General features: G+C 63.5%; 18 protein-coding genes. 7 read left to right on the top strand and 11 right to left on the bottom strand.

Annotation, left to right across the window (positions count from 1 at the left end; genetic code table 11):
* Window positions 1-6 precede the first annotated feature (6 nt).
* Together HWY05_RS03090 and HWY05_RS03085 are read right to left on the bottom strand one after the other, a co-directional pair.
* Window positions 7-1,341: a glutamine synthetase family protein gene (locus HWY05_RS03090; RefSeq protein WP_035563483.1), complete on the bottom strand. Its 1,335-nt coding sequence runs from the start codon at window positions 1,339-1,341 to the stop codon at window positions 7-9.
* A gap of 31 nt (window positions 1,342-1,372) precedes the next feature.
* Window positions 1,373-2,167 carry a gamma-glutamyl-gamma-aminobutyrate hydrolase family protein gene (locus HWY05_RS03085; protein ID WP_035558224.1) on the bottom strand — a complete coding sequence of 265 codons (795 nt, stop codon included), beginning with the start codon at window positions 2,165-2,167 and terminating at the stop codon, window positions 1,373-1,375.
* A gap of 275 nt (window positions 2,168-2,442) precedes the next feature.
* Between HWY05_RS03085 and HWY05_RS03080 the strand changes: the two genes are divergently transcribed.
* From HWY05_RS03080 to speB, 4 genes are all read left to right on the top strand, one after another.
* Window positions 2,443-2,889: a hypothetical protein gene (locus HWY05_RS03080; protein ID WP_176057354.1), complete on the top strand. Its 447-nt coding sequence runs from the start codon at window positions 2,443-2,445 to the stop codon at window positions 2,887-2,889.
* Window positions 2,890-3,112: 223 nt separating this feature from the next.
* Entirely contained in the window at window positions 3,113-3,664 is a 552-nt protein-coding gene (locus tag HWY05_RS03075; protein ID WP_035558221.1) for a cupin domain-containing protein, read from the top strand.
* 89 nt (window positions 3,665-3,753) lie between these two features.
* Window positions 3,754-5,247, top strand: coding sequence for an aldehyde dehydrogenase (locus HWY05_RS03070; protein ID WP_035558218.1), 1,494 nt, complete (start codon window positions 3,754-3,756; stop codon window positions 5,245-5,247).
* 137 nt (window positions 5,248-5,384) lie between these two features.
* Window positions 5,385-6,356, top strand: coding sequence for an agmatinase (gene speB / locus HWY05_RS03065; RefSeq protein WP_035558215.1), 972 nt, complete (start codon window positions 5,385-5,387; stop codon window positions 6,354-6,356).
* Between the two features lie 26 nt (window positions 6,357-6,382).
* On the opposite strand, the gene HWY05_RS03060 is transcribed toward speB, so the two are convergent.
* From HWY05_RS03060 to HWY05_RS03050, 3 genes are all read right to left on the bottom strand, one after another.
* Window positions 6,383-7,573, bottom strand: coding sequence for an MFS transporter (locus HWY05_RS03060; RefSeq protein WP_176057353.1), 1,191 nt, complete (start codon window positions 7,571-7,573; stop codon window positions 6,383-6,385).
* The gene (locus HWY05_RS03055) at window positions 7,570-8,103 is read right to left on the bottom strand and encodes a MarR family winged helix-turn-helix transcriptional regulator (RefSeq protein WP_176057352.1); all 534 of its coding nucleotides are present in this window, start codon (window positions 8,101-8,103) and stop codon (window positions 7,570-7,572) included. The genes HWY05_RS03060 and HWY05_RS03055 overlap by 4 nt, the downstream gene beginning before the upstream one ends.
* Before the next feature lie 100 nt (window positions 8,104-8,203).
* The gene (locus HWY05_RS03050; RefSeq protein WP_176057351.1) at window positions 8,204-9,223 is read right to left on the bottom strand and encodes a VTT domain-containing protein; all 1,020 of its coding nucleotides are present in this window, start codon (window positions 9,221-9,223) and stop codon (window positions 8,204-8,206) included.
* A gap of 292 nt (window positions 9,224-9,515) precedes the next feature.
* On the opposite strand from HWY05_RS03050, the gene HWY05_RS03045 reads away from it, so the two are divergent.
* Window positions 9,516-10,121 (top strand): peroxidase-related enzyme, encoded by a 606-nt coding sequence (locus tag HWY05_RS03045; protein ID WP_176057350.1) that lies wholly within the window; start codon window positions 9,516-9,518, stop codon window positions 10,119-10,121.
* A gap of 132 nt (window positions 10,122-10,253) precedes the next feature.
* Here the strand turns inward: HWY05_RS03045 and HWY05_RS03040 are convergent, their stop codons facing one another.
* Both HWY05_RS03040 and HWY05_RS03035 read right to left on the bottom strand, forming a co-directional pair.
* Entirely contained in the window at window positions 10,254-11,504 is a 1,251-nt protein-coding gene (locus HWY05_RS03040; protein ID WP_176057349.1) for an MFS transporter, read from the bottom strand.
* Window positions 11,505-11,623: 119 nt separating this feature from the next.
* Entirely contained in the window at window positions 11,624-12,535 is a 912-nt protein-coding gene (locus HWY05_RS03035; RefSeq protein ID WP_176057348.1) for a LysR substrate-binding domain-containing protein, read from the bottom strand.
* 353 nt (window positions 12,536-12,888) lie between these two features.
* Here HWY05_RS03035 and HWY05_RS03030 point away from each other — a divergent pair, with 353 nt between their 5' ends.
* Window positions 12,889-13,620, top strand: a complete 732-nt coding sequence (locus HWY05_RS03030; RefSeq protein WP_176057347.1) for a DUF899 family protein — start codon at window positions 12,889-12,891, stop codon at window positions 13,618-13,620.
* A gap of 89 nt (window positions 13,621-13,709) precedes the next feature.
* Here HWY05_RS03030 and HWY05_RS03025 read toward each other — a convergent pair whose 3' ends face one another.
* Complete coding sequence (locus tag HWY05_RS03025; protein WP_176057346.1) at window positions 13,710-15,686, bottom strand: EAL domain-containing protein; 1,977 nt, start codon at window positions 15,684-15,686, stop codon at window positions 13,710-13,712.
* Between the two features lie 638 nt (window positions 15,687-16,324).
* Between HWY05_RS03025 and HWY05_RS03020 the strand changes: the two genes are divergently transcribed.
* Entirely contained in the window at window positions 16,325-16,603 is a 279-nt protein-coding gene (locus tag HWY05_RS03020) for an HU family DNA-binding protein (protein WP_006049832.1), read from the top strand.
* A 169-nt stretch (window positions 16,604-16,772) separates the two neighbouring features.
* Here HWY05_RS03020 and HWY05_RS03015 read toward each other — a convergent pair whose 3' ends face one another.
* The 3 genes from HWY05_RS03015 to HWY05_RS03005 all read right to left on the bottom strand — a co-directional run bounded on the left by HWY05_RS03015 (window position 16,773) and on the right by HWY05_RS03005 (window position 19,713).
* The gene (locus HWY05_RS03015) at window positions 16,773-17,891 is read right to left on the bottom strand and encodes a 3-deoxy-7-phosphoheptulonate synthase (protein ID WP_176057345.1); all 1,119 of its coding nucleotides are present in this window, start codon (window positions 17,889-17,891) and stop codon (window positions 16,773-16,775) included.
* 149 nt (window positions 17,892-18,040) lie between these two features.
* Window positions 18,041-18,820, bottom strand: coding sequence for a DUF72 domain-containing protein (locus HWY05_RS03010; protein WP_244146524.1), 780 nt, complete (start codon window positions 18,818-18,820; stop codon window positions 18,041-18,043).
* A gap of 170 nt (window positions 18,821-18,990) precedes the next feature.
* Window positions 18,991-19,713 (bottom strand): TetR/AcrR family transcriptional regulator, encoded by a 723-nt coding sequence (locus HWY05_RS03005; RefSeq protein WP_035558182.1) that lies wholly within the window; start codon window positions 19,711-19,713, stop codon window positions 18,991-18,993.
* Window positions 19,714-20,019 lie beyond the last annotated feature (306 nt).

The raw sequence follows: 20,019 nt of genomic DNA, 5'->3' as shown, positions 1-20,019 counted from the left end.
TTTGCCTTAGACGTGCAGCAGCAAATGCCGGCGTTCCCACGAACTGATCACGCGGAAGAACGCTTCGTATTCGGTTTCTTTCAGTGCGAGGTAAGCCTTCACGAACTTCTCGCCGAGTACTTCGGCGATCGGCTCGCAGGCGCCCATCAACGTCAGGCCCTCTTCGAGATTGCGCGGCAACTGGTACGGCAATTCGTAGCCGTCGCTGAGCAGCGGCTCGGTGGCTTCGAGGTTCTGCGTCATGCCGAGATAACCGGCGGCGAGCGTGGCGGCGATCGCCAGATACGGATTGCAGTCCACGCCCGGAATGCGGTTTTCGATGCGGCGCGCAGCCGGGCCCGAATGCGGAATCCGGAAACCCACCGTACGGTTGTCGTAACCCCACGCCACATTGATCGGCGCGGCCATGAAGCGCGACAGACGGCGATACGAGTTGATATACGGTGCGAAGATCGGCATCAGCGCCGGCGTGTACTTCTGCAAACCGGCGATATAACCGGTGAACATGGAAGTCGGCTTGCCGTCCGCACCGGTGAACAGGTTCTGACCCGTTTCTTCGTCGACCAGGCTCTGATGCATGTGCATCGCCGAACCGGGTTCGCCTTCCATCGGCTTGGCCATGAAGGTCGCGTACATCTTGTGGCGCAGCGCGGCTTCCCGCACCGTGCGCTTGAACAGGAACACGCTGTCGGCCAGCTTCAGCGGATCGCCGTGCATGAAGTTGATTTCCATCTGCGCGGCGCCGACTTCGTGAATCAGCGTGTCGACTTCCAGTTCCTGCACTTCGCAGTATGCATAGATGTCTTCGAACAGCGGGTCGAACTCGTTGACCGCTTCGATCGAATACGCCTGACGTCCTGTCTCCGGGCGACCCGTACGGCCAATTGGCGGTTGCAGCGGCAGATCCGGGTCCTTGTTCATGTCGACCAGATAGAACTCCAGTTCGGGCGCGATGACCGGCTTCCAGCCCTTGGCCTTGTAGAGTTCGAGCACACGGCGCAGTACACGGCGCGGCGAGATCTCGACGGGCGTGCCGTCGAAGTGAACGCAATCGTGAATCACCTGGGCGGTCGGGTCGATGGCCCACGGAATCATGCGAATGGTGCTGGCATCGGGAACGCAGACCATGTCCGGATCGGTGACGCCGGTCAGCGTGCCGTCTTCCGGATAGTCGCCTGTGACGGTCTGGATCATCACCGCCTGCGGCAAGCGCATGGACTCGCCGGATTCGAACTTGCTGCGCGGAATGATCTTGCCGCGTGCGATCCCGGCCATATCCGGAATGATCGCTTCGATTTCGGTGACGCGGTTCTTCTTCAGAAAATCGTCGATTTCATGCATTTTTATCTCTCTGTTTTGGTGCGCGACCGGCTCAGGCATGCGTGGCAGCGGCGGATGCCGCGCCATAGCCGGCCTTGGTGCGCATTCGATCGCGGCAGGCGTCGCCGAACGCGCGAAAGATCGCGGTGGATAACGTGTCGTTCGCATGCTTCCATTCCGGGTGCCACTGCACACCCAGCGCAAAAGCACGCGCTCCGCTTACGCTCACCGCTTCGATCAAGCCGTCCGGCGCGATGGCTTCGGCCGTGAGGCCGGCGCCTAACCGCTCGACGCCCTGACCGTGCAATGAATTCACACGCGCTTCATTCGTGCCGCCCGCGAGGCGCTGCAACAAGCCACCCTGCGTCAGCGTGATCGAATGCGAGGGTGCGTATTGCACGTCGAGGTCGTCTTCCTTGTTCTCGCGATGGTCGTTCAAGCCGGCCACCGCGTGAACGCTTTGATGCAACGTTCCGCCGAACACCACGTTCATTTCCTGGAAGCCCCGGCATACGGCGAGTACCGGCACACCGGCGGCGATCGCCGCGCGCAGCAGCGGCAGCGTCGTCGCGTCGCGTGCGGCGTCGTGCAACGTGCCCGGCGCGCTGGGCTCGCCGCCGTAGCGGTGCGGTTCGACATTCGAATAGCTGCCGGTAAAGAACAGGCCGTCGACCGTCGCCAGGACCTCGGCGACGGACTGACGTTCGCCGAGCGCCGGCAGCAGCATGGCCAGCGCCTGCGAGCCGTCCACGATCGCGGCGACGTACTTTTCGCCGACCACGTGCGATGGGTGGACTCCCATCATCGTTCTGTCGGCGCTAATGCCGACCAGGGGTTTGTTTCGCATAACAGATAGACGTGTGTGTTCCCCGCGGGACGCGGCACGAACAACGTTAAACACAGCGCGGCACGATTCCGCAGCCGGACGCAGAGCGTCAAGCCACCGGGGTGGTGCAGGCGGTGGGCGTTTGCGAAAACGCGCCGCGCGTGGTCTTGGGGCGGGTCGTTCGATTCAATCCGTTGCGGTGCACCAGCACCCGGAGTCGCGTGAAATGCATGGGCGGCAGACAGCACCGCACACGCGGGAACGCAGGACTCTTGAGAGCGCGCTCACGCAAACGGATGAATCGAACGACGAAAAGGAGGGAGGCGCTACGGCAGCAGCGACGCGACTTCGTCCGTGCGAACGGCAATGAAGGCGCGCGCGGAGATAGAGTTGTGACGTCGAACGGAACGGCGGGACAGGATCGTGAAGACGGACAGGAAGCGGCGGAACGCAAGGCTGCCGTTGCTGCCGTCGGCGATGGCGCCGTCAGCGCGAGGACAACTCGCCTGACTTCGATTCCATCTCACCAAAGGGCCTCGGACTCTCACGATTACACTCGACTGGCGACGTTGAAAGTATTGAACGGCCTGCTCGAAATCCGCACAAGGCGTTTAAAGAAACAGGACGCTGGGATGATCTTCTCTTACCGGTGCGAACCGGGTTCGCTGCGCCGCAAACACCCTTTCGGGTTCTGTGACGTTGGTATGAAGATCGCCTGTGAACCAGCATATACGAGCCAATAATGCCGTCAAATCATTTTTATAAAAGATTTATCAGGGCTTTCCCGGGGGGCTAGCTAGAATCCCAGCCGGTGGGAACATTCGTTGCGCAAGTCGTATTTCGGAATCCTTTCAGGGTTTTCCCCAGCGGCGCAACGATTAAAGTGACTAGAATATTCAACACTCGCGGGCACATGTTGCCCGAGTCCACGCGCCCCGATCGTCTTCCATGTCAGAGAACCTAGCGATGTCCATAGAAGTAGCAACCCGTCTGCAGTACATCCGCAAGAAGAACGGCTTGTCCCAGCGTGAACTCGCGAAACGGGCGGGGGTGACCAACGGCACGATCTCGCTGATCGAGCAGAACCGTGTAAGCCCCTCGGTCGGCTCGCTAAAGAAATTGCTCGAATGCATACCCATGAGTCTCGCCGAGTTCTTCACCTTCGAGGTGGAAGTAGAACGATCGGTCGTATCGCGCCGCGCGGACATGCCGAACCTCGGCAATGAGTCGATCGAGTTCTATCTGGCGGGCTCGAGCATCAAAGACCGCAACATGGGCATTCTGCGCGAGGTCTATCAGCCGCTGTCGGACACCGGGCCGGAAATGCTGGAGCACGCGGGGCACGAGGGCGGCGTGGTGGTCCGCGGGCAACTCGAACTGACGGTGGACGGCGTTACGTGGCTGCTCGATCCCGGCGACAGCTATTACTTCGAAAGCCGTTTGCCGCACCGTTTTCGCAATCCTAGCGCGGAGCATCTCTGCGAGGTCGTGTCGGCCAATTCGCCGCCCACGTTCTGAAGACTCCGCGCCAACGCGCCACGCCGCAGTTCAACCGTGCATGAAGTCGATGCCGGTCTGCGTCGAGCGCATAACATTGAGGCATCCTGATGGACAAGCAATCTCTCGCTTTCTGGCAAGACAAAGCCGCTACGCTTTCAATCGAAGGCCGTGCGTTTATCGACGGCGAATACCGTGACGCGGCAGGCGGGCGCACGTTCGACTGTCAGAGCCCGATCGACGGCAAGCTGCTCGCGAAAGTCGCCGACAGCGGCGCGGCCGACGTCGACGCGGCCGTCGCCGCCGCGCGCCGTGCGTTCGACTCGGGCGTGTGGTCCGGGTTGAATCCGCGCAAGCGCAAGGCGGTATTGCTGCGCTGGGCCGCGTCGATCCGCGAACATGCCGACGAACTGGCGCTGCTCGAAACGCTCGACGCCGGCAAGCCGATCGCCGACACCACCACGGTCGACGTGCCGGGCGCCGCGTATTGCGTCGAGTGGTTCGCCGAAGCGATCGACAAGGTGGGCGGTGAAGTCGCGCCGGCCGATCATCATCTGGTCGGGCTGGTCACGCGCGAGGCGATCGGCGTGGTGGCGGCGGTCGTGCCGTGGAATTTCCCGATCCTGATGGCGTCGTGGAAATTTGGCCCGGCGCTGGCCGCGGGTAATAGCGTGGTGCTCAAACCGTCGGAGAAGTCGCCGCTCACGGCGATCCGTCTCGCCCAACTTGCACTCGACGCCGGCATTCCCGCCGGCGTGTTCAACGTCGTGCCGGGCGCGGGCGAACCGGGCAAGCTGCTCGCGTTGCATCAGGACGTGGACTGTCTCGCGTTCACCGGCTCGACGAATGTCGGCAAGCTGATCATGCAGTACGCCGGCCAGTCGAACCTGAAGCGCGTATGGCTCGAACTCGGCGGCAAGTCGCCGAACATCGTGATGCCGGATTGCCCGGACATGGACCGCGCGGCGAATGCGGCGGCCGGCGCGATCTTCTACAACATGGGCGAAATGTGTACGGCGGGCTCGCGCCTGCTCGTGCATCGCGACATCAAGGAGGCGTTCCTCGACAAGCTGATCGCGGCGGCGCGTAGTTATACGCCGGGCAATCCGCTCGATCCGAAAACGTCGATGGGCGCGATCGTCGACAAGGTCCAACTCGAGCGCGTGCTCGGCTATATCGAAGCGGGCCGTGCCGAAGCCAGGCTGCTGCTGGGCGGCGCGCGCGTGAAGGAAGAGACGGGCGGCTTCTATATCGAACCGACCATCTTCGAGATCCCGGCCACGGGTGCGAAGGTGGCGCGCGAGGAAATCTTCGGGCCGGTGTTGTCGGTGATCACGTTCGACACGGTCGAAGAGGCGATCAAGATCGCCAACGACAGCGAGTACGGTCTGGCCGCCGCGGTCTGGACGTCGAATCTCACGACCGCGCATGAAGTGTCGCGCAAACTGCGCGCGGGCACGGTGTGGGTCAATTGCTACGACGAAGGCGGCGATATGAATTTCCCGTTTGGCGGTTACAAGCAATCGGGCAACGGCCGCGACAAGTCGTTGCACGCGTTGGAGAAGTACACCGAGCTGAAGTCCACGCTGGTGCGGCTGCGCTAAAGGATTCGCAAGCCAGCGCGGCGGCGTGCGTGTGAGGCACGCCGCCGCGTTCCCAATGAATCCGAAGCCGGCGGTTGCGCGCACAACGGGAAGCTTCGCGCGTGGCGCCGGTATGTTTATCAGGTGTCAGGTCATCCATGACTGAACTCGTCTATGGCGACGGCGCAATCCGCCGTTCGTCGCTTTATGGCTCGTCGATCGAAAACACCTATGCGGGTGTGTTGTCTTTCATGCGCCGCAAGTACACCCGCGAACTCGACGGCGTCGACGTTGTCGTTTCCGGCGTGCCGCTCGATCTGGCCACCACGTTCCGCTCGGGCGCGCGGCTCGGTCCCGCGGCGGTGCGTGCGGCCAGTGTGCAGTTGTCGGAGCTGCATCCGTATCCGTGGGGTTTCAATCCGTTCGACGATCTCGCCGTGACTGATTACGGCGATTGCTGGTTCGACGCGCACAACCCGCTGACGATCAAGCAATCGATCGTCGAGCATGCGCGCACGATTCTGCGTTCCGACGCGAAGATGCTGACGCTCGGCGGCGATCATTACATCACCTATCCGCTGCTGATCGCGCACGCGGAGAAGTACGGCAAGCCGCTTTCGCTGATTCATTTCGACGCGCACTGCGATACCTGGGCCGACGACAGTCCCGACAGCCTGAATCACGGCTCGATGTTCTACAAGGCGGTGAAGGACGGTCTGATCGATCCGAAGACCTCGGTGCAGGTCGGCATTCGGACGTGGAACGATGATTTCATGGGCATCAATCTGCTCGACGCCGCATGGGTTCACGAACACGGCACGCGCGCGGCGGTGGAGCGGATCACGTCGATTGTCGGCGAACGGCCTGCGTATCTGACCTTCGATATCGACTGTCTGGACCCCGCGTTCGCGCCGGGCACGGGCACGCCGGTGGCGGGCGGATTGTCGTCGGCGCAGGGGCTGGCCATCGTGCGCGGACTCGGCGCGTTGAATCTGGTGGGCGCGGACGTCGTGGAAGTGGCGCCCGCTTACGACCAGAGCGAAATCACGGCGATCGCCGCCGCGCATATCGCCTGCGATCTGCTGTGTTTGTGGCGGCAGCGCAAAGTAGGCGCCGCACGCGTCGCGTAGGCGTTGTTGTTGCGATAAGCCCGGCGTTAGCCCATCGATGAAGATCGACCAGGCTGGCGCCGGCCTTCGCGTAAACCCAGCGTGTAGACCGCCAGCGCGCCGCTCATCAGCGCGAGTTGCCACATCAGCATGTCGCTGCCGCGCGCTTTCATTGCGAATCCCGCGGCGAGCGGGCCGACGATCGAACTCGCGGTGAATGTGAGCGACACCAACCGCATATTGCGCGTCAACGCGGCCTTTTCGCCGCAGGCTGCCGCGACCATCCCAAGCGTGATGTACGAACTGTTCATGCCGCCGAGCAGCACCGCGCTCGCGGCTGCAAGCGCCGATGCCGGCGCGGCGGTCGCGAACCCGCAGATCGCCAGCGTGCTGAGCGCCGCGCAGACGATTACGGCGGCGGCGAGCCCGGCACGATCCGCGAACCAGCCCACCGGAAATTGCAGCGCCATGCCGCCGACGCCGAACAGCATCAGCAGCGTTGCCGTTTGCGTGGAAGAGAGACCGTGCGCGTGGGCGAACAGGGGAAACAGGCCGTACAGCGCGCCGTCGCCGATGCCGCCGGCCGCGACGACCACCATGCCGAGGCTGACCAGTGGACCGATCGGCACGCGCCGGTCGCTTTGTGCGGGCTTTAACGGCTCGCCAGCAGGCCGTTTGTCGTCCGATGCGGTCAGCCACAGCGGCAGCGCCGCAGCGGCCGTGAAGGCCGCGCCGGCCGCGAAGATGACGCGTTCGTCGACCGCGCACCAGGCGGCCAACGCGGGACCGACGACACCGGCCGTGGCGATCAGCGCCTCATGCACGCCGACCACACGTCCGCTCGATGCCGGCGGCACGAGGCGATAGAGCCAGGTTTCGTTGGCGATCCAGCGCAAGCCGATGCCGAGCCCGGTCAGCAGTCCGGGCACGAGCCACAGCGGCCACCCCAACTCGCCGACGGTGGCGAACGCAACGAGTGTGGCCGCGAGCCCGAGCGACACGGTGCGCTTTGCGCCGATGCGCGCAATGAGCCACGGCGCCAGCAACAAACCGCCCAGCATGCCGGCCCATTGCGCAGCCGAGAACAGGCCGGCGCGCGGCGCATCCAGGCCGCGCTGCGCGAGCCAGACGGGCAGCACCATGAAGCCGATGCCGAACTGGCCGATCTGCGCCAACGCCGACACGGCGGTCAGCGCGGCGATCGCCGACCAGCGCACCGTGGGCGCGGGGGCAGTCATGCACCGCTCCGTTCGGGCATCGGCAGGCCCTGTTCGCGGCATTCCACCGGACAGCCGGCCTTCAGGCACGGCCCGTCGTCGCACAGGCGGCACAACTGCATGGCGTGCGCGGGGTCGCGTGTCTCGCTATAGAGAATCTTGATCAGCAGGTTTTCCAGCACGTCGCGCTCGCGGTCGTCGAGCCGCCCGACCACGCGTTGCAGCATCCTGTCGCGCGCCGTGCGCAGGCGTTTGACCTCGCGTTTGCCGTCCGCGGTCAAGGAAAGGGCGACGGCGCGTTTGTCCGCTCCGGCGTTTTTCTCGACGAGGCCCGCGTCGACCAATCCTGCCACGGCGCGCACGGCGGCGGGATGCGACAGATCGACCGCCTCGCGCAGTACTTCAATCGATGAGTCCGGATATTGGCCGATCGCGTTGAGCATGGCGCGCGCGGTGGGGCCAGCGAGCGCCGCCGCGTCGGGCGGTGCGTTCATCTCGTCGGTGACCAGCAGGGCGAGCACGCCGAGCAGGTTTTCTGTGCGCTGCGTCATGGGGATACCTCAATGTGTGCAACGTGCATATATGCATGTTGCACACATTGTGTGATGGGCGCAAGGGGATTCTTAGCGCGGCGACATGGCGAACGGCCGCTTAGTCCGCGAGTCTTGCGCGCACCGTATATTCGCCCTCGTTGCCTTCATCTTCGATCAGATGAGCCTTCGCAGTATAGAAATCGTGCGGCAGCGGTTCCACGGGATAGCCGCGCTTTTCCCACGCGTCGAGGCCGCCCTTGAGCGCGCGAATATGGTGGATATTCTTGCGATGCAACTGGTTGACGATCCGCTTGGCGGTCGCTTCGTTCGGACACACGCAGTAGACGACAATCGGCCGCTTCAGCAGTTCGGGACGAATCGGCTCGGGCGAGTCGAGATCCAGCGGCAGGGCGCCGGCAATCCGGTGCGATTCCTTCTCGCGCACGCTGTGCGGTCTGGCGTCGAAAATCAGCGGCGGCTCATTCGACTTCATCAATTCGTCGAGCTGATCCGGCGAGATGCGCGTGTGCGCGAGCCAGCGGCGAAATTGCAGACGGCGTACCCAGCGATAGAGCAGCGCGGCGACGAAGATCGCCGCGAACGCGTCGACGATCGTGCCGCCGTTCTGCCGCACGAGCAGCATCAGTTGCACGATCTGGTCGTGCAGCGCCGCGCCGCCGATCACCCATACGCTCGCCCACAGCGTCGCGCCGATCAGGTCCCACAGCAGAAAGACGCTGACGTTGATCGCGGTCGTGCCGAGCAGCGGCGCGGAAATCAGGCCGAGCCCCGGCAGGAACTTGGCGACCGTGAGGATCGGCGCGCCGTGCCGTTCATACGTGTTGCGCGCGACCCGCACCGTGGTATCGAGCGACAGCGAGAAGCGCACCAGATAGTTCAGCAGACGCCGGCCGTAGGCGCGGCCGGTGAAGAACCAGAGCGAATCGGCGATCAGCGTGGCGGCCACGGCGGCGAACACGACGCTCGCATACGAGGTCTGTCCCATGGCCGCCATCGTGCCGCCGAGAATCAGCATCGGCGCGGCCGGAACCGGCAGGCCGAGCTGCGTGACGAGCACGCTCATGAAAACGGCCCAAACGCCGAGCGAGGGTGGAATCGCCACTGGAAAATGCCACACAACCGCGCTCCTCGGAATGCATTAAGGAAGGTGTAACCGGCCACGCCCTGGCGGCGCGCCGTGACCCGCCGCGCAGGTTCCGTTCCCGCACGACGGCGTGCAGTGTACCCGCTCGGTCGTTACGCGGACATGGCACGGCACGGCAAAGGCCGATTTAAGCACAGGCGGGAAAAGGGTGCTGCGAGCTTGCCCGACGCGGCGTGCGCGACGGGGCGAACGGCGGTTGCTAGAATCGTCGCCGTAGGTAAGCGAATACCACGCGAATACCACGCGAATACAACGGAGACATGCCATGACCCAAGCCAGCCCGATCAGCCGCTATCCCGTGCCCGAACCGAACGACTGGCCGGACGATATCCGCGCGCGCATCCTCGAGGTGCAGGAGAAAGCGGGTTTCGTGCCGAACGTGTTCCTGACGCTCGCGCATCGGCCGGACGAATTCCGCGCTTTCTTCGCCTATCACGACGCGTTGATGCTGAAGGAGGGCGGCCTCACCAAAGGCGAGCGCGAGATGATCGTGGTCGCCACCAGCGCGGTGAACGAGTGCCTGTATTGCGTGGTCGCGCATGGCGCGATTCTGCGCATTTACGAAAAATCGCCTTTGCTGGCGGATCAGGTCGCCGTGAATCACCGCAAGGCGGATATCAGCGCGCGCCAGAAAGCGATGCTCGATTTCGCGCTGAAGGTGTGCCGCGCGTCAGGCAGCGTCGACGAAAGCGACTTTCAGGCGCTGCGCGAGCAGGGCTTCACCGACGAAGACATCTGGGATATTGCCGCGATCACGGCGTTTTTCGGTCTGTCGAACCGCATGGCGAATGTGATTTCCATGCGGCCGAATGATGAGTTCTTTTTGATGGGGCGCGTGCCGAAAGCGGCGGGGCAGAAGACGACGGCGTAGCGCGGGCCGTCCTCCGCGCGCCGACCGCGGCCATGCCGTAGCTTTAGCCGTAGCTGTAAGCCTGTAGCTGTAGCTGTAGCTGTAGCTGTAGCTGTAGCCGCAGCCGCAGCCGTCCGCTTTTCCTCCGCCCGCTCACGCGCTAGCCGGTTCGGCGCGCAACGTGGGCGCGTTGACCGTGGCGTCGTCGATCGGGAAGTGCAGGATCGCGGCGAACAGTCCGGCCGCGACGGTGGCTTCCCACAGCAGCGAATACGAGCCGGTCAGATCGAACACCAGGCCACCGAGCCACGCGCCGAGAAACGAGCCCATCTGATGGCTCAGAAAGCAGACGCCGAACAGGCTGCCGAGATGCCGCGTGCCGAACACTTTCGCGACCAGTCCGCTGGTGAGCGGCACGGTGCCGAGCCAGGTCAGGCCCATCACCGCCGCGAAGACGATCACCGACGTGGACGTTTTCGGCAGCGCGAAGAACGTGCCGATCGTCGCGCTGCGGATCAGATACAGCCAGCCGAGCACATGATGCTGACGGTAGCGTCCGCCCAGCCAGCCGCATGCCCAACTGCCCGCCATATTGAACAGGCCGATCAACGCGAGCGCGGTCGCGCCGAGACCGACGGGCATATGACAGAGCGTCAGATACTCGGGCAAATGCGTGGCGATGAACGCGAGCTGAAATCCGCAGGTGAAGAAACCGAGCGTCAACAGCCGGTATCCCCGATGCCGGACCGCGAGACCCAGCACCTTGCGCAGCGGTTCGGCGGCTGTTTCCCGCACCGGCATGCCAGTGCGTTGGCGACGGTCGAGCACCATGCCGAGCGGGGCGACCAGCAGCATCAGAAAGGCCAGCACGAACAGCGACGCGGCGATGCCCCAACTGAGCCGCACGCCTTGCGCGAGCGGCACCATCAACACCTGGCCCGCAGAACCGCCGGCGCTGACCAGGCCCATCGCCATGCTGCGTTTTTCCGGCGTGGCGATGCGACTCACCGCCGGCAATACCACGCCGAAGGTCGTGCAACTCACACCAATGCCGACCAGCAATCCCATACCGATGATCAGCATCGCGCCGCTCGGTGCGACCGCGGCGAACGCCAGACCCGCGGCGAATGTCGTCGCGCCGAATGCGACCACGGGCGTCGAGCCGTAACGATCCGCGGCGGCGCCCGCGAAGGGTTGGGCGAAACCCCACACCAGGTTGTGCAGCGCGATGGCGAACGCGATTTGCGTGACGGGCAGGCCGCGGTCGAACGAGAATGGCCCGATGAAGAGCCCGAAGGTCTGGCGGATGCCCATCGCCGCGCTCAGCACGAGCGCGCCGGCGAGGATCACGAGAGTCGTCGGGTTGAAGACGGGGGCGTAGCGTTTGCTGTGGGTCGTGGACATGGTTCTGATCTCCTTCGACCCCATGGTCGCAGCGAGCATCAGAAGCGGCAAAAGAAAAGATTTTGATGACAGGTGAGTGGGGCTCACTTGTTCGTTTGCGGCGTGGTTCGTGGCTGGTATCAGGCGGCTTCGGATTGCGCGTCGAACTGTTGCGCCTCGCTGACCAGCCAGCGTCTGAAATCAAGCAACTCCGGGCGACGTTCCGCGTTTTCCGCGCTGACCAGCCAATAGGCTGTGTCCGACGCGATCGTTTCCGCTCGGGCTTCGACCAGCGCCCCGCTAGCGAGATCGCTATCCACCAGCGGCCGGCGTCCGAGTGCGACGCCAAGGCTCATGCCGGCGGCTTCGAACGCGAGTTGAATCGTGTCGACGCGTAAGCCATCGGCGGTTTCGATATCGTCCGCACCGGTCGCGTCGAGCCACGCTTGCCAGTCTTCGCTCGCGGCGTTCACGTGAATCAACGTCGCGCGTCGCAGGTCGAGATGGCCGTGCGCGTCGCGCAGATTCTCCAGGTACGCGGGGCTGCATACCGGCACGAGGCGCTCGCCGAACAGCCGCGTCCACGCCGCGCCGGCAACCGGCGAACGGCTCATGCGGACCGCGAAATCGAAACCGTCGACGGGGAAACCCACCTGCCGATGCGAGGTGTCGACGCTCACATTTACATTCGGCCAATGCGCGCGAAAATGGGCGAGGCGCGGCAGCAGCCAGCGCGACGCGAAGGTCGGCGCGCAGCTCAGCGCGATCGGACGATTCGCGCGATGGTTCGGCAGACGCTGCGTGCCGATCGCGATCAGCGAGAACGCCTCGGACACGTAGGACAGATAGTCCGCGCCCGTCGCGGTCAGCGAAATGCCGCGCGGTTCGCGCACGAACAACTGGACACCGAGCGCTTCTTCCAGCCCGACGATGCCATGACTCACCGCGCTCGGCGTGACGTGCAGCTCGGCGGCGGCGAGCTTGAAACTTTGATGCCTGCCGGCGGCTTCGAACAGGCGAAGCGCCGGCAGAGGCGGCAGACGAAGCGGCATGATGCATCCTCTCAGGACGGCGTGTGGCGCGCCGTGGCAGTGCCGTTGCGCAGCGGGCGCGCGGGCTGTTTCTGGGCAGAAGGATACCTTGCGGGGGGCGGCCGGTTGTTGGGCGCCTGGCGCGATGCGTCGACAGCTCGTGCCGGAGAGGGCAACGTTAAAGCTGATGGAATGCAAAAAATGGACTGGGGTTGTCGATTTGCTGTCGCGTTGTTCGTCGTGTGGATAGGGGGCGAGTCAATGACGGCGCCGTGATTTGAGCGAGAAGTAAAGTCAAACCGGGTCGTTTGCTCTTTGTAACTCACCTCTGATCCTTTCCCGCAACCGCAACGATCGTGCATGGGAGATAGCTGATGACCGAAGCAAACACATCCGCACAGACACTGAAGCCGGCGCGCCTGCTGGCCGATTCGCCGCCGCGCTTTCCGAACGAGAGCGCGGCCTATCGTAGTGCGCGCAACGATTTACTCGCCGAAGAAATCGAGCTGCGACGCCATATCGAACGGGTCGCCGCGCAGCGCCGCGCGCTGCCGCCAGGCGGCATCGTACCGGAGGACTATCGCTTCGACGGTGAAGCGGGGCCGGTGACCTTATCCGGCCTGTTCGGCGCGCACGACACGCTCGTCACTTATAACTGGATGTTCGGTCCGCAGCGCACGCGGCCTTGTCCGATGTGCACGTCGCTGCTGAGCGCATACGACGGCGAAATGCCCGACATCCTGCAGCGCGTGGCGTTCGTCGTGATCGGCCGCGCGCCGATCGAGAAGCTCGTCGCGTTCAAGAAAGAGCGGGGCTGGCGGCACTTGCGGCTGGCGTCGTCGGGCGGCAACACCTTCAATCGCGACTACGCGGCGGAAGATCCCGCGGGCGACGACAACCCGGCGTTCAACGTGTTCACGCGCGCCGCGGATGGCACGGTGCGGCACTTCTGGGCGGAGGAGATGGGACCGTCGACCGCCGATCCCGGACAGGACCCGCGCGGCGCGCCCGATGTGATGCCGATCTGGACCGTGCTCGATATGACGCCGGGCGGACGGGGAAGCGATTGGTATCCGAAGCTGGACTATCCGGCGCCGCCGGGTTAGCCGCGGTTCGGGTCAGGCTGCAAGATGCGTAGTCGCGGCCGTTCAGCCGCAGCCGCCGTTCAGCCGCGGCCGCCAGGCGCACAACTTAACTACGCCTGTCCCTCAACCGCATAACCCTGTCCGAGCGCCGTCTGCAAATAAGCGGCGATGGCGCTCGCCCGCATCGGCCGGCTGAACAGATAGCCCTGCACGGCGCGCGCGCCGAGCGCGGTCACGACGGCCGCTTGCGACGACGTCTCCAATCCTTCCACGACACATTCGAGCCCAAGATTGCGGCACAAATCGAGCACCGACTTGACGATCTTTTTGGACGCGCTGTTCGTATCCACATCCGTCATGAAACTACGGTCGATCTTGATCGTATCGAACGGCAGCCGGTGCACATAGCTCAGGCTCGAATACCCCGTGCCGAAGTCATCCAGTGACACACGGCAACCGGCTTTCTTGATCATGGTCAGCGAGGCGCGGGCCTGTTCGAAATCGCGCGTCACGGCCGTTTCCGTAATTTCGAACGACACGCGGTGCGGCGGCACGCCGCTCGCCTGCACGATGTCGATCAGACGGCGCGCGCGCGCCGACGTGCAGATGTCGATCGCGGACAGGTTGAACGACAGATAAAGCTCGGCGGGCCAGCGCGCGGCTTCGTCGAGTGCTTTGTGCAACAGCACTTCGGTGATGCGCAAAATCAGTTCGGTGCGCTCGGCGATCCGGATGAATTCCTCCGGCTTGACCGCGCCGAGCCGCGCGTTGTGCCAGCGTCCCAACGCTTCGAGACCGATCGTGCGCTGCGAGATCACGTCGTAGATCGGCTGAAACTCCAGAAACAGTTCCGCGTCGAGATCCGCGTGGCGGAGTTCCTGCGTCACGAGACTCGAACGGCGAATCCGCGTTTCATGTTCGGTGGAGAAAATCACCGGCGTGCCGCGACGACTTTCCTTGCCGACGTACAGCGCCGCGTCGGCGCGTTCGAATACCTGCGCGACCGTGGTGCCGGCTTCGGGAAACGCGGCCCAGCCGATCGTGCCCGACAGTTCCGCGACATTGCCGGCCACCCGGTATGGCTGGCTCAGCGCGTCGCAAATGCGCTGCCCCAATTCGACCAGTGTTTCGTTCGACTGCTTGTGCTGCGCGAGCACGCCGAATTCGTCGCCACCGAGCCGCGCGAAGAAGATGCCGGGTTCGGCCAGCGCCAGCAGACGCACGCCCACTTCCTGCAGCACGAGATCGCCGCTCGCGTGGCCGTAGATATCGTTGACCTGCTTGAAGCCGTCGAGATCGATCAGCCCCACATTGAAGCCACCGCCGCCGCTGCCAAGCGCCTGTTCGGACAGCGCGCGCAACGACGCGAAGAAGCTGCGCCGGTTGGGCAGGTCGGTCAGACTGTCGATGCTCGCGAGCCGGAAATTGTCGTCGCTCAAACGCTGGGTTTTCTGCTGGCTTGCCAGCAATTCGCTCTGCGCGTGAACCACACCGGTAAACGTGCGGTAATACTGCTCGACGATAAACGCGAGGGCAATGCCGACGAGCGTCATGTCGATCGCCATCGCGATGAACACGGGCGAGCCGGTGAACACCATGAAAGTCGCGAAGCTTAGGATCACGATCGACAACACGAGCAAAGCCGCCGCGCGCAGATGCATCAGGCAGAACACACCGCCCATCACGGTGGTCGCGATATAGAACGCGACGTGCGCCTGTTCATATGCGGTGCCGTACGGAAACAGCAGCAGCGACCAGGTGCTGAACGCAATGCCGAAAATGCTCGACAGCCAGATCAGCTTGCGTAACTCGGGCACGGCTTTGTCGTGAGTCAGCACGCGGTGGCGGGCGCGCCACCAGCGCACGCAACGAATCACGCACAGCGCGCAGAGGGCGGTCGGAGCATAGATGGACAGCCAGGCCGGCGCGCAATTCACATGAGTGATCGCGACGGCCATGGTGTTGACCAGCAGGATGAAATAGAGCAACGGGATCTGTCGACCGAACGCCTGAAGCTGCGAACGCACGAGCTCCGGGTCGCCTTCCGCGACAGATAGCGCCTCCCTCAATCTGGCTAGTCGAACCATGCCCGTCCTTTTAACGTTTGCGCCGCCAACGCAGCTTTGTATATCGGCAGGACTGGGGCAAGCTTGAGGGTGATTAACGCAGAAATAAATCCGGTGCGGTAACTCCGACCTGCCGAAAACGGGCGATATGTCAATTGTGCCGCCCGTCGATTAATGCATATTGATTGAGTCCAGCGACGTCGAACCGGTAGCCGTAACGAGGCTCGCGCAACCGCTTGCGGCGGCCGCAGCGGCCCCGCAGGGCGCCAGGACGAGCCGTGCGGATGTTGCAATATGGCGAAATTTCATTTTTTTATTCTCCCGAATTCTTTACTACCGGGCGCTGCCACCGGTTCTGGCCGTGTTTCAGGCGATCCACCATAACATAGTAAAAAAGCCCGTCGACATCGGCTTGTGTCGCGCTAAAGCACTGAAATTGCAACGGATTGTGATTCGGATTTAACGCTTGCCGGACGCGAGAATCACGTAAGCGCACGATTCTTATGGCACTTTGCCAAAAAAAATCGTCAAATTGCCGCTGGGCGGGTGATACAAGGCTTACACCCAAGGTTTGCGCGAATATGCGCCTATGCGTTAGTGTGTCGGTCCCGGCGCAACAGATGTGGCGCCGGTTCCATGATTACCATACGGGAAGTGCTATGAACAAACAGGAACTGATTGATGCAGTCGCCGCAGCGACGGGCGAAAGCAAAGCGGCCACCGGCCAAACCATCGACGCAATCGTCGAAGCGGTGACCAAAGCCGTGGTGGGTGGCGATACGGTGCAACTGGTCGGTTTCGGTTCTTTCTCGACCGGCGCGCGCGCAGCTCGCGTGGGCCGCAATCCGTCGACGGGCGCTGAGATCCAGATCGCAGCGGCCAAGACGGTGAAGTTCACCGCAGGCAAGGCTTTCAAGGAAGCTGTCAACGCGTCGTAATGCAACGCGCTTCGCGCCGGAGTTTTGCGCGCGCGCAGTCTTTGCGCGTGACTAGCGAAACATCGGGCGTGAGGAATCACGCGCTGCCCAACCCTCGGTGAGATCAACCATCGGTGGCTGGTGCGGCGCGTGGGTTTTTGTCGTCAGCCCGTGTTGTTAGTCCCGGTCGTCAGCCCGCGCGACGCTTGCGGGTGGCGGCGGCCAATGTTTCCAGCACCGGTTCGGTTTGCGTCCAGCTCACGCACGCATCCGTGATCGACACGCCGTAACGCAGCGGCACCCCGGCTTTCAGATCCTGACGGCCTTCTTCCAGATGACTTTCCAGCATCACGCCGATAATGCGGCGGTCATGCTGCGTCAATTGTTGCGCCAGATTTTCCACCACATCCAGTTGACGCAAATGCGATTTGCCGGAGTTTGCGTGCGAACAGTCGATCATCACCTGCTCGCGCAGGCCGGCTGATTTGAGCGCAACGCAAGTCGCGTCCACCGACGCGCTGTCGTAATTCGGTCCCTGCTTGCCGCCGCGCAAGATCACATGCGCGTCGTCGTTGCCGCGGGTTTCGAAGATCGCGGCCATGCCCATTTTCGTCATGCCCATGAACGCGTGGCTCGCGCGCGCGGCGACGATCGCGTCCGCGGCGATCTGCACGCCGCCGTCCGTACCATTCTTGAAACCGATCGGGCAGCTTAAGCCCGAAGCGAGTTGCCGATGACTCTGGCTCTCCGTCGTGCGCGCGCCGATCGCGCCCCACGCGATCAGATCGGCAATGTATTGCGGACTCAGCAGATCGAGAAACTCGGTGGCCGTCGGCAAGCCGAGACCGTTGATGTCGAGCAGCAGTTGCCGCGCGAGACGCAGGCCTTCGTTGATGCGGAAGCTGCCGTCCAGACGCGGGTCATTGATATAGCCTTTCCAGCCTACCGTGGTGCGCGGTTTTTCAAAGTAGACGCGCATCACGATCAGCAGATCGTCCTTGTACGACTCGGCGGCGTGCTTCAGCTTGCGGGCGTATTCGATGGCCTGATCGTGGTCGTGAATCGAACACGGACCGACGATCAGCACGAGCCGGTCGTCGCGGCCATGCAGAATGTCGGCGATTTCCGCGCGGGTCTTTTCGACGAGCGTCTGCACCGAAGGCGGCACCGGCAATTCGTCTTGCAGCAGCGCGGGGGAAATCAGCGGACGGACCGCGCCGATGCGCGTGTCGTCGATTCGCGTGGTGTCCTGGGTGGCGTCGGCCGAGCCGACTTCCTGATCGTGCAGGGGATTGTCGAGGGCGCTCAAGATATTCTCCCGGACCGGGTGAGGCGACAGCCTCACGGCCTGTGTATGTGAGTGGGGGGGGCGGATTCGCTGCCGGGATTATGACACTCGCGCATGACGGCCAGCATGCTGGCGAGGACGCGGCTAAGGCACGGGCCAGGGCAGGCCGCTCAGAGCCGTTCGATCAGCGCCATGGCGGCGGCCGGATTGCGTTCCTTGAAGCCGCTGATCACGTAGAGATAGACGTCGCGGGCGGCGAGTTTCGATGGCGGTTCGGCGGAGGTTTCCAGATCGTCGGGCGTCGTGCCCGCAGCAAGTTGACGTGCGCGTTCGGCCCAGGCGTCGAGCGTTTTCGTGGCGTAGCCTTTGGCGTGTTTGTCGGTGGTGCCCATGATGCGGGCGTACACGAACGGCGCGGTCAGGTCCGCGATCTGCGGGTAATCGCTGTCGCCGGCCAGCACGATGGCGACTTTGTATTGCCGGGCGAGCGCGATGAATTCCGGCGTCTTGAAGCTGTCGTTGCGGACCTCGATGGCGTGGCGCAGCGATTGTCCTTCAATGCTCGCCGGCAGCAGTTTCAGAAAGGCTTCGAAGTCTTCGGGATCGAACTTCTTGGTCGTCGCGAATTGCCAGTTGATCGGGCCGAGTTTCTGTTTGAGCAGCAGCACGCCGCTCGCAAGGAAACGCTCGATCGTTTCGCTGGCGTCCGCGAGTACTTTGCGATTGGTCGCGTAACGCGGGGCTTTGAGCGAAAAAACGAAATCGTCCGGGGTTTCCTGATACCACTTCTCGTAGCTCGACGGCTTTTGCAAACCATAAAACGTGCCGTTGATTTCAATCGACGTGAGGTGCCGGCTCGCGTAGTCGAGTTCGCGGCTTTGCGTGAGATCCGAGGGGTAGAACGGCCCGCGCCACGGCGCGTAGGTCCAGCCGCCGATGCCGACGCGGATGTTGGCGACCGGGGTGGTTTTAGAGGCTTTGGCGGCTTTGTCGGGCGTGGCAGGGCTTGCGGGTTTAGCGGTTTTTGCCGGCTTGGCTGCCTTGGCCGGCGTTGCGGGCTTTGCGGGTTTTGCTTCAGGCACGTGGACGCTCCTTCAGGCTTCAACTCGGAAGCCGTAGATTAGCGTTTTTTCGCCGCCGCCTCGAACCGCCGGTTCGCCTCCGCCACTTCCACCCGGAACTGCTGCAACGCGCTAACCGCCAGGTCCGGCGGTGTGAGCGCGGCCCACAACACGTCGATCAACTGATCGGCGGTCGCGTCGATGTCGATATGCCGGTTCGCCAGCGTGGCGTCCCACAGTACGTGTTCCATCGGCCCGAACACCATCGAACGCAGCAGGCGCAACGGCATGTCGGCGCGAATCTGTCCGCTCTCCTGGCCCTGCGCGAGGACGCGCATCAACGGGGCGGTATAGCGGCGCTGCAACTCGGTGAGCGCCTCGCTCAACTCGTGATGCCGCGCGCGCCCTTCGGACAGCACCAGCGCGCACAGATCGGTGCCGTTCACCAGCATCAGCCGTAAATGCGTACGCACGATGAACGCGAACTGCTGACGCACGTTGCCGTCGCGCGGCAGGCCGGATTCGATCGCCTCGATGATCTCGTCGTACCAGTCGCCGATCACCCGCGCGCACAGCTCGCGCTTGCCGCGAAAGTAGCTGAACACGGTCGCCTCGGAAATGCCGAGGCGTTGCGCGATCTCCGCGGTCGTGGCGCGCTCGTAGCCTTTCTCCGAGAACACGTCGCGCCCCGCCTGAAGAATCTCCTTCACGCGCTGCTGCGACTTGCGCCCGGCCGGCTGGCGGCGCGAGGCGGGTAACTCGGCCTTCAGGGCAACCGTCATATGAGTCAAGTTCAGATTTGGGAGGCGGAAGCGGCCGGAAGCACGGCCGGAACGCAGGCCGGATCAGCCTGTCTATGCCGATGCTATCACGCCATGCCCGCTTCGGATGCGCTCCGGATGATTTCTGAGTGACACTCAAAAATACCTATTGACGCTTACGTCAATCTAGCGTGAAATGCGGCTTGAACGTTTCGCGCCTCGTGCGTGACGACTGGGGCGGCTCACAAGGCCGCCGCCGTCCGCCGAGCCGCACTCGGATCCGCCGGCAGCCTGACCTGGCTGCCCGGCCGCCAACGAACTCTGGAG

The sequence above is a fragment of the Paraburkholderia sp. BCC1876 genome (assembly GCF_902833695.1).
In the GTDB taxonomy this organism is placed as follows: domain Bacteria; phylum Pseudomonadota; class Gammaproteobacteria; order Burkholderiales; family Burkholderiaceae; genus Paraburkholderia.
Note: the sequence above shows the minus strand (reverse complement) of the source record. Positions and strands in the feature narration are given on the sequence as shown.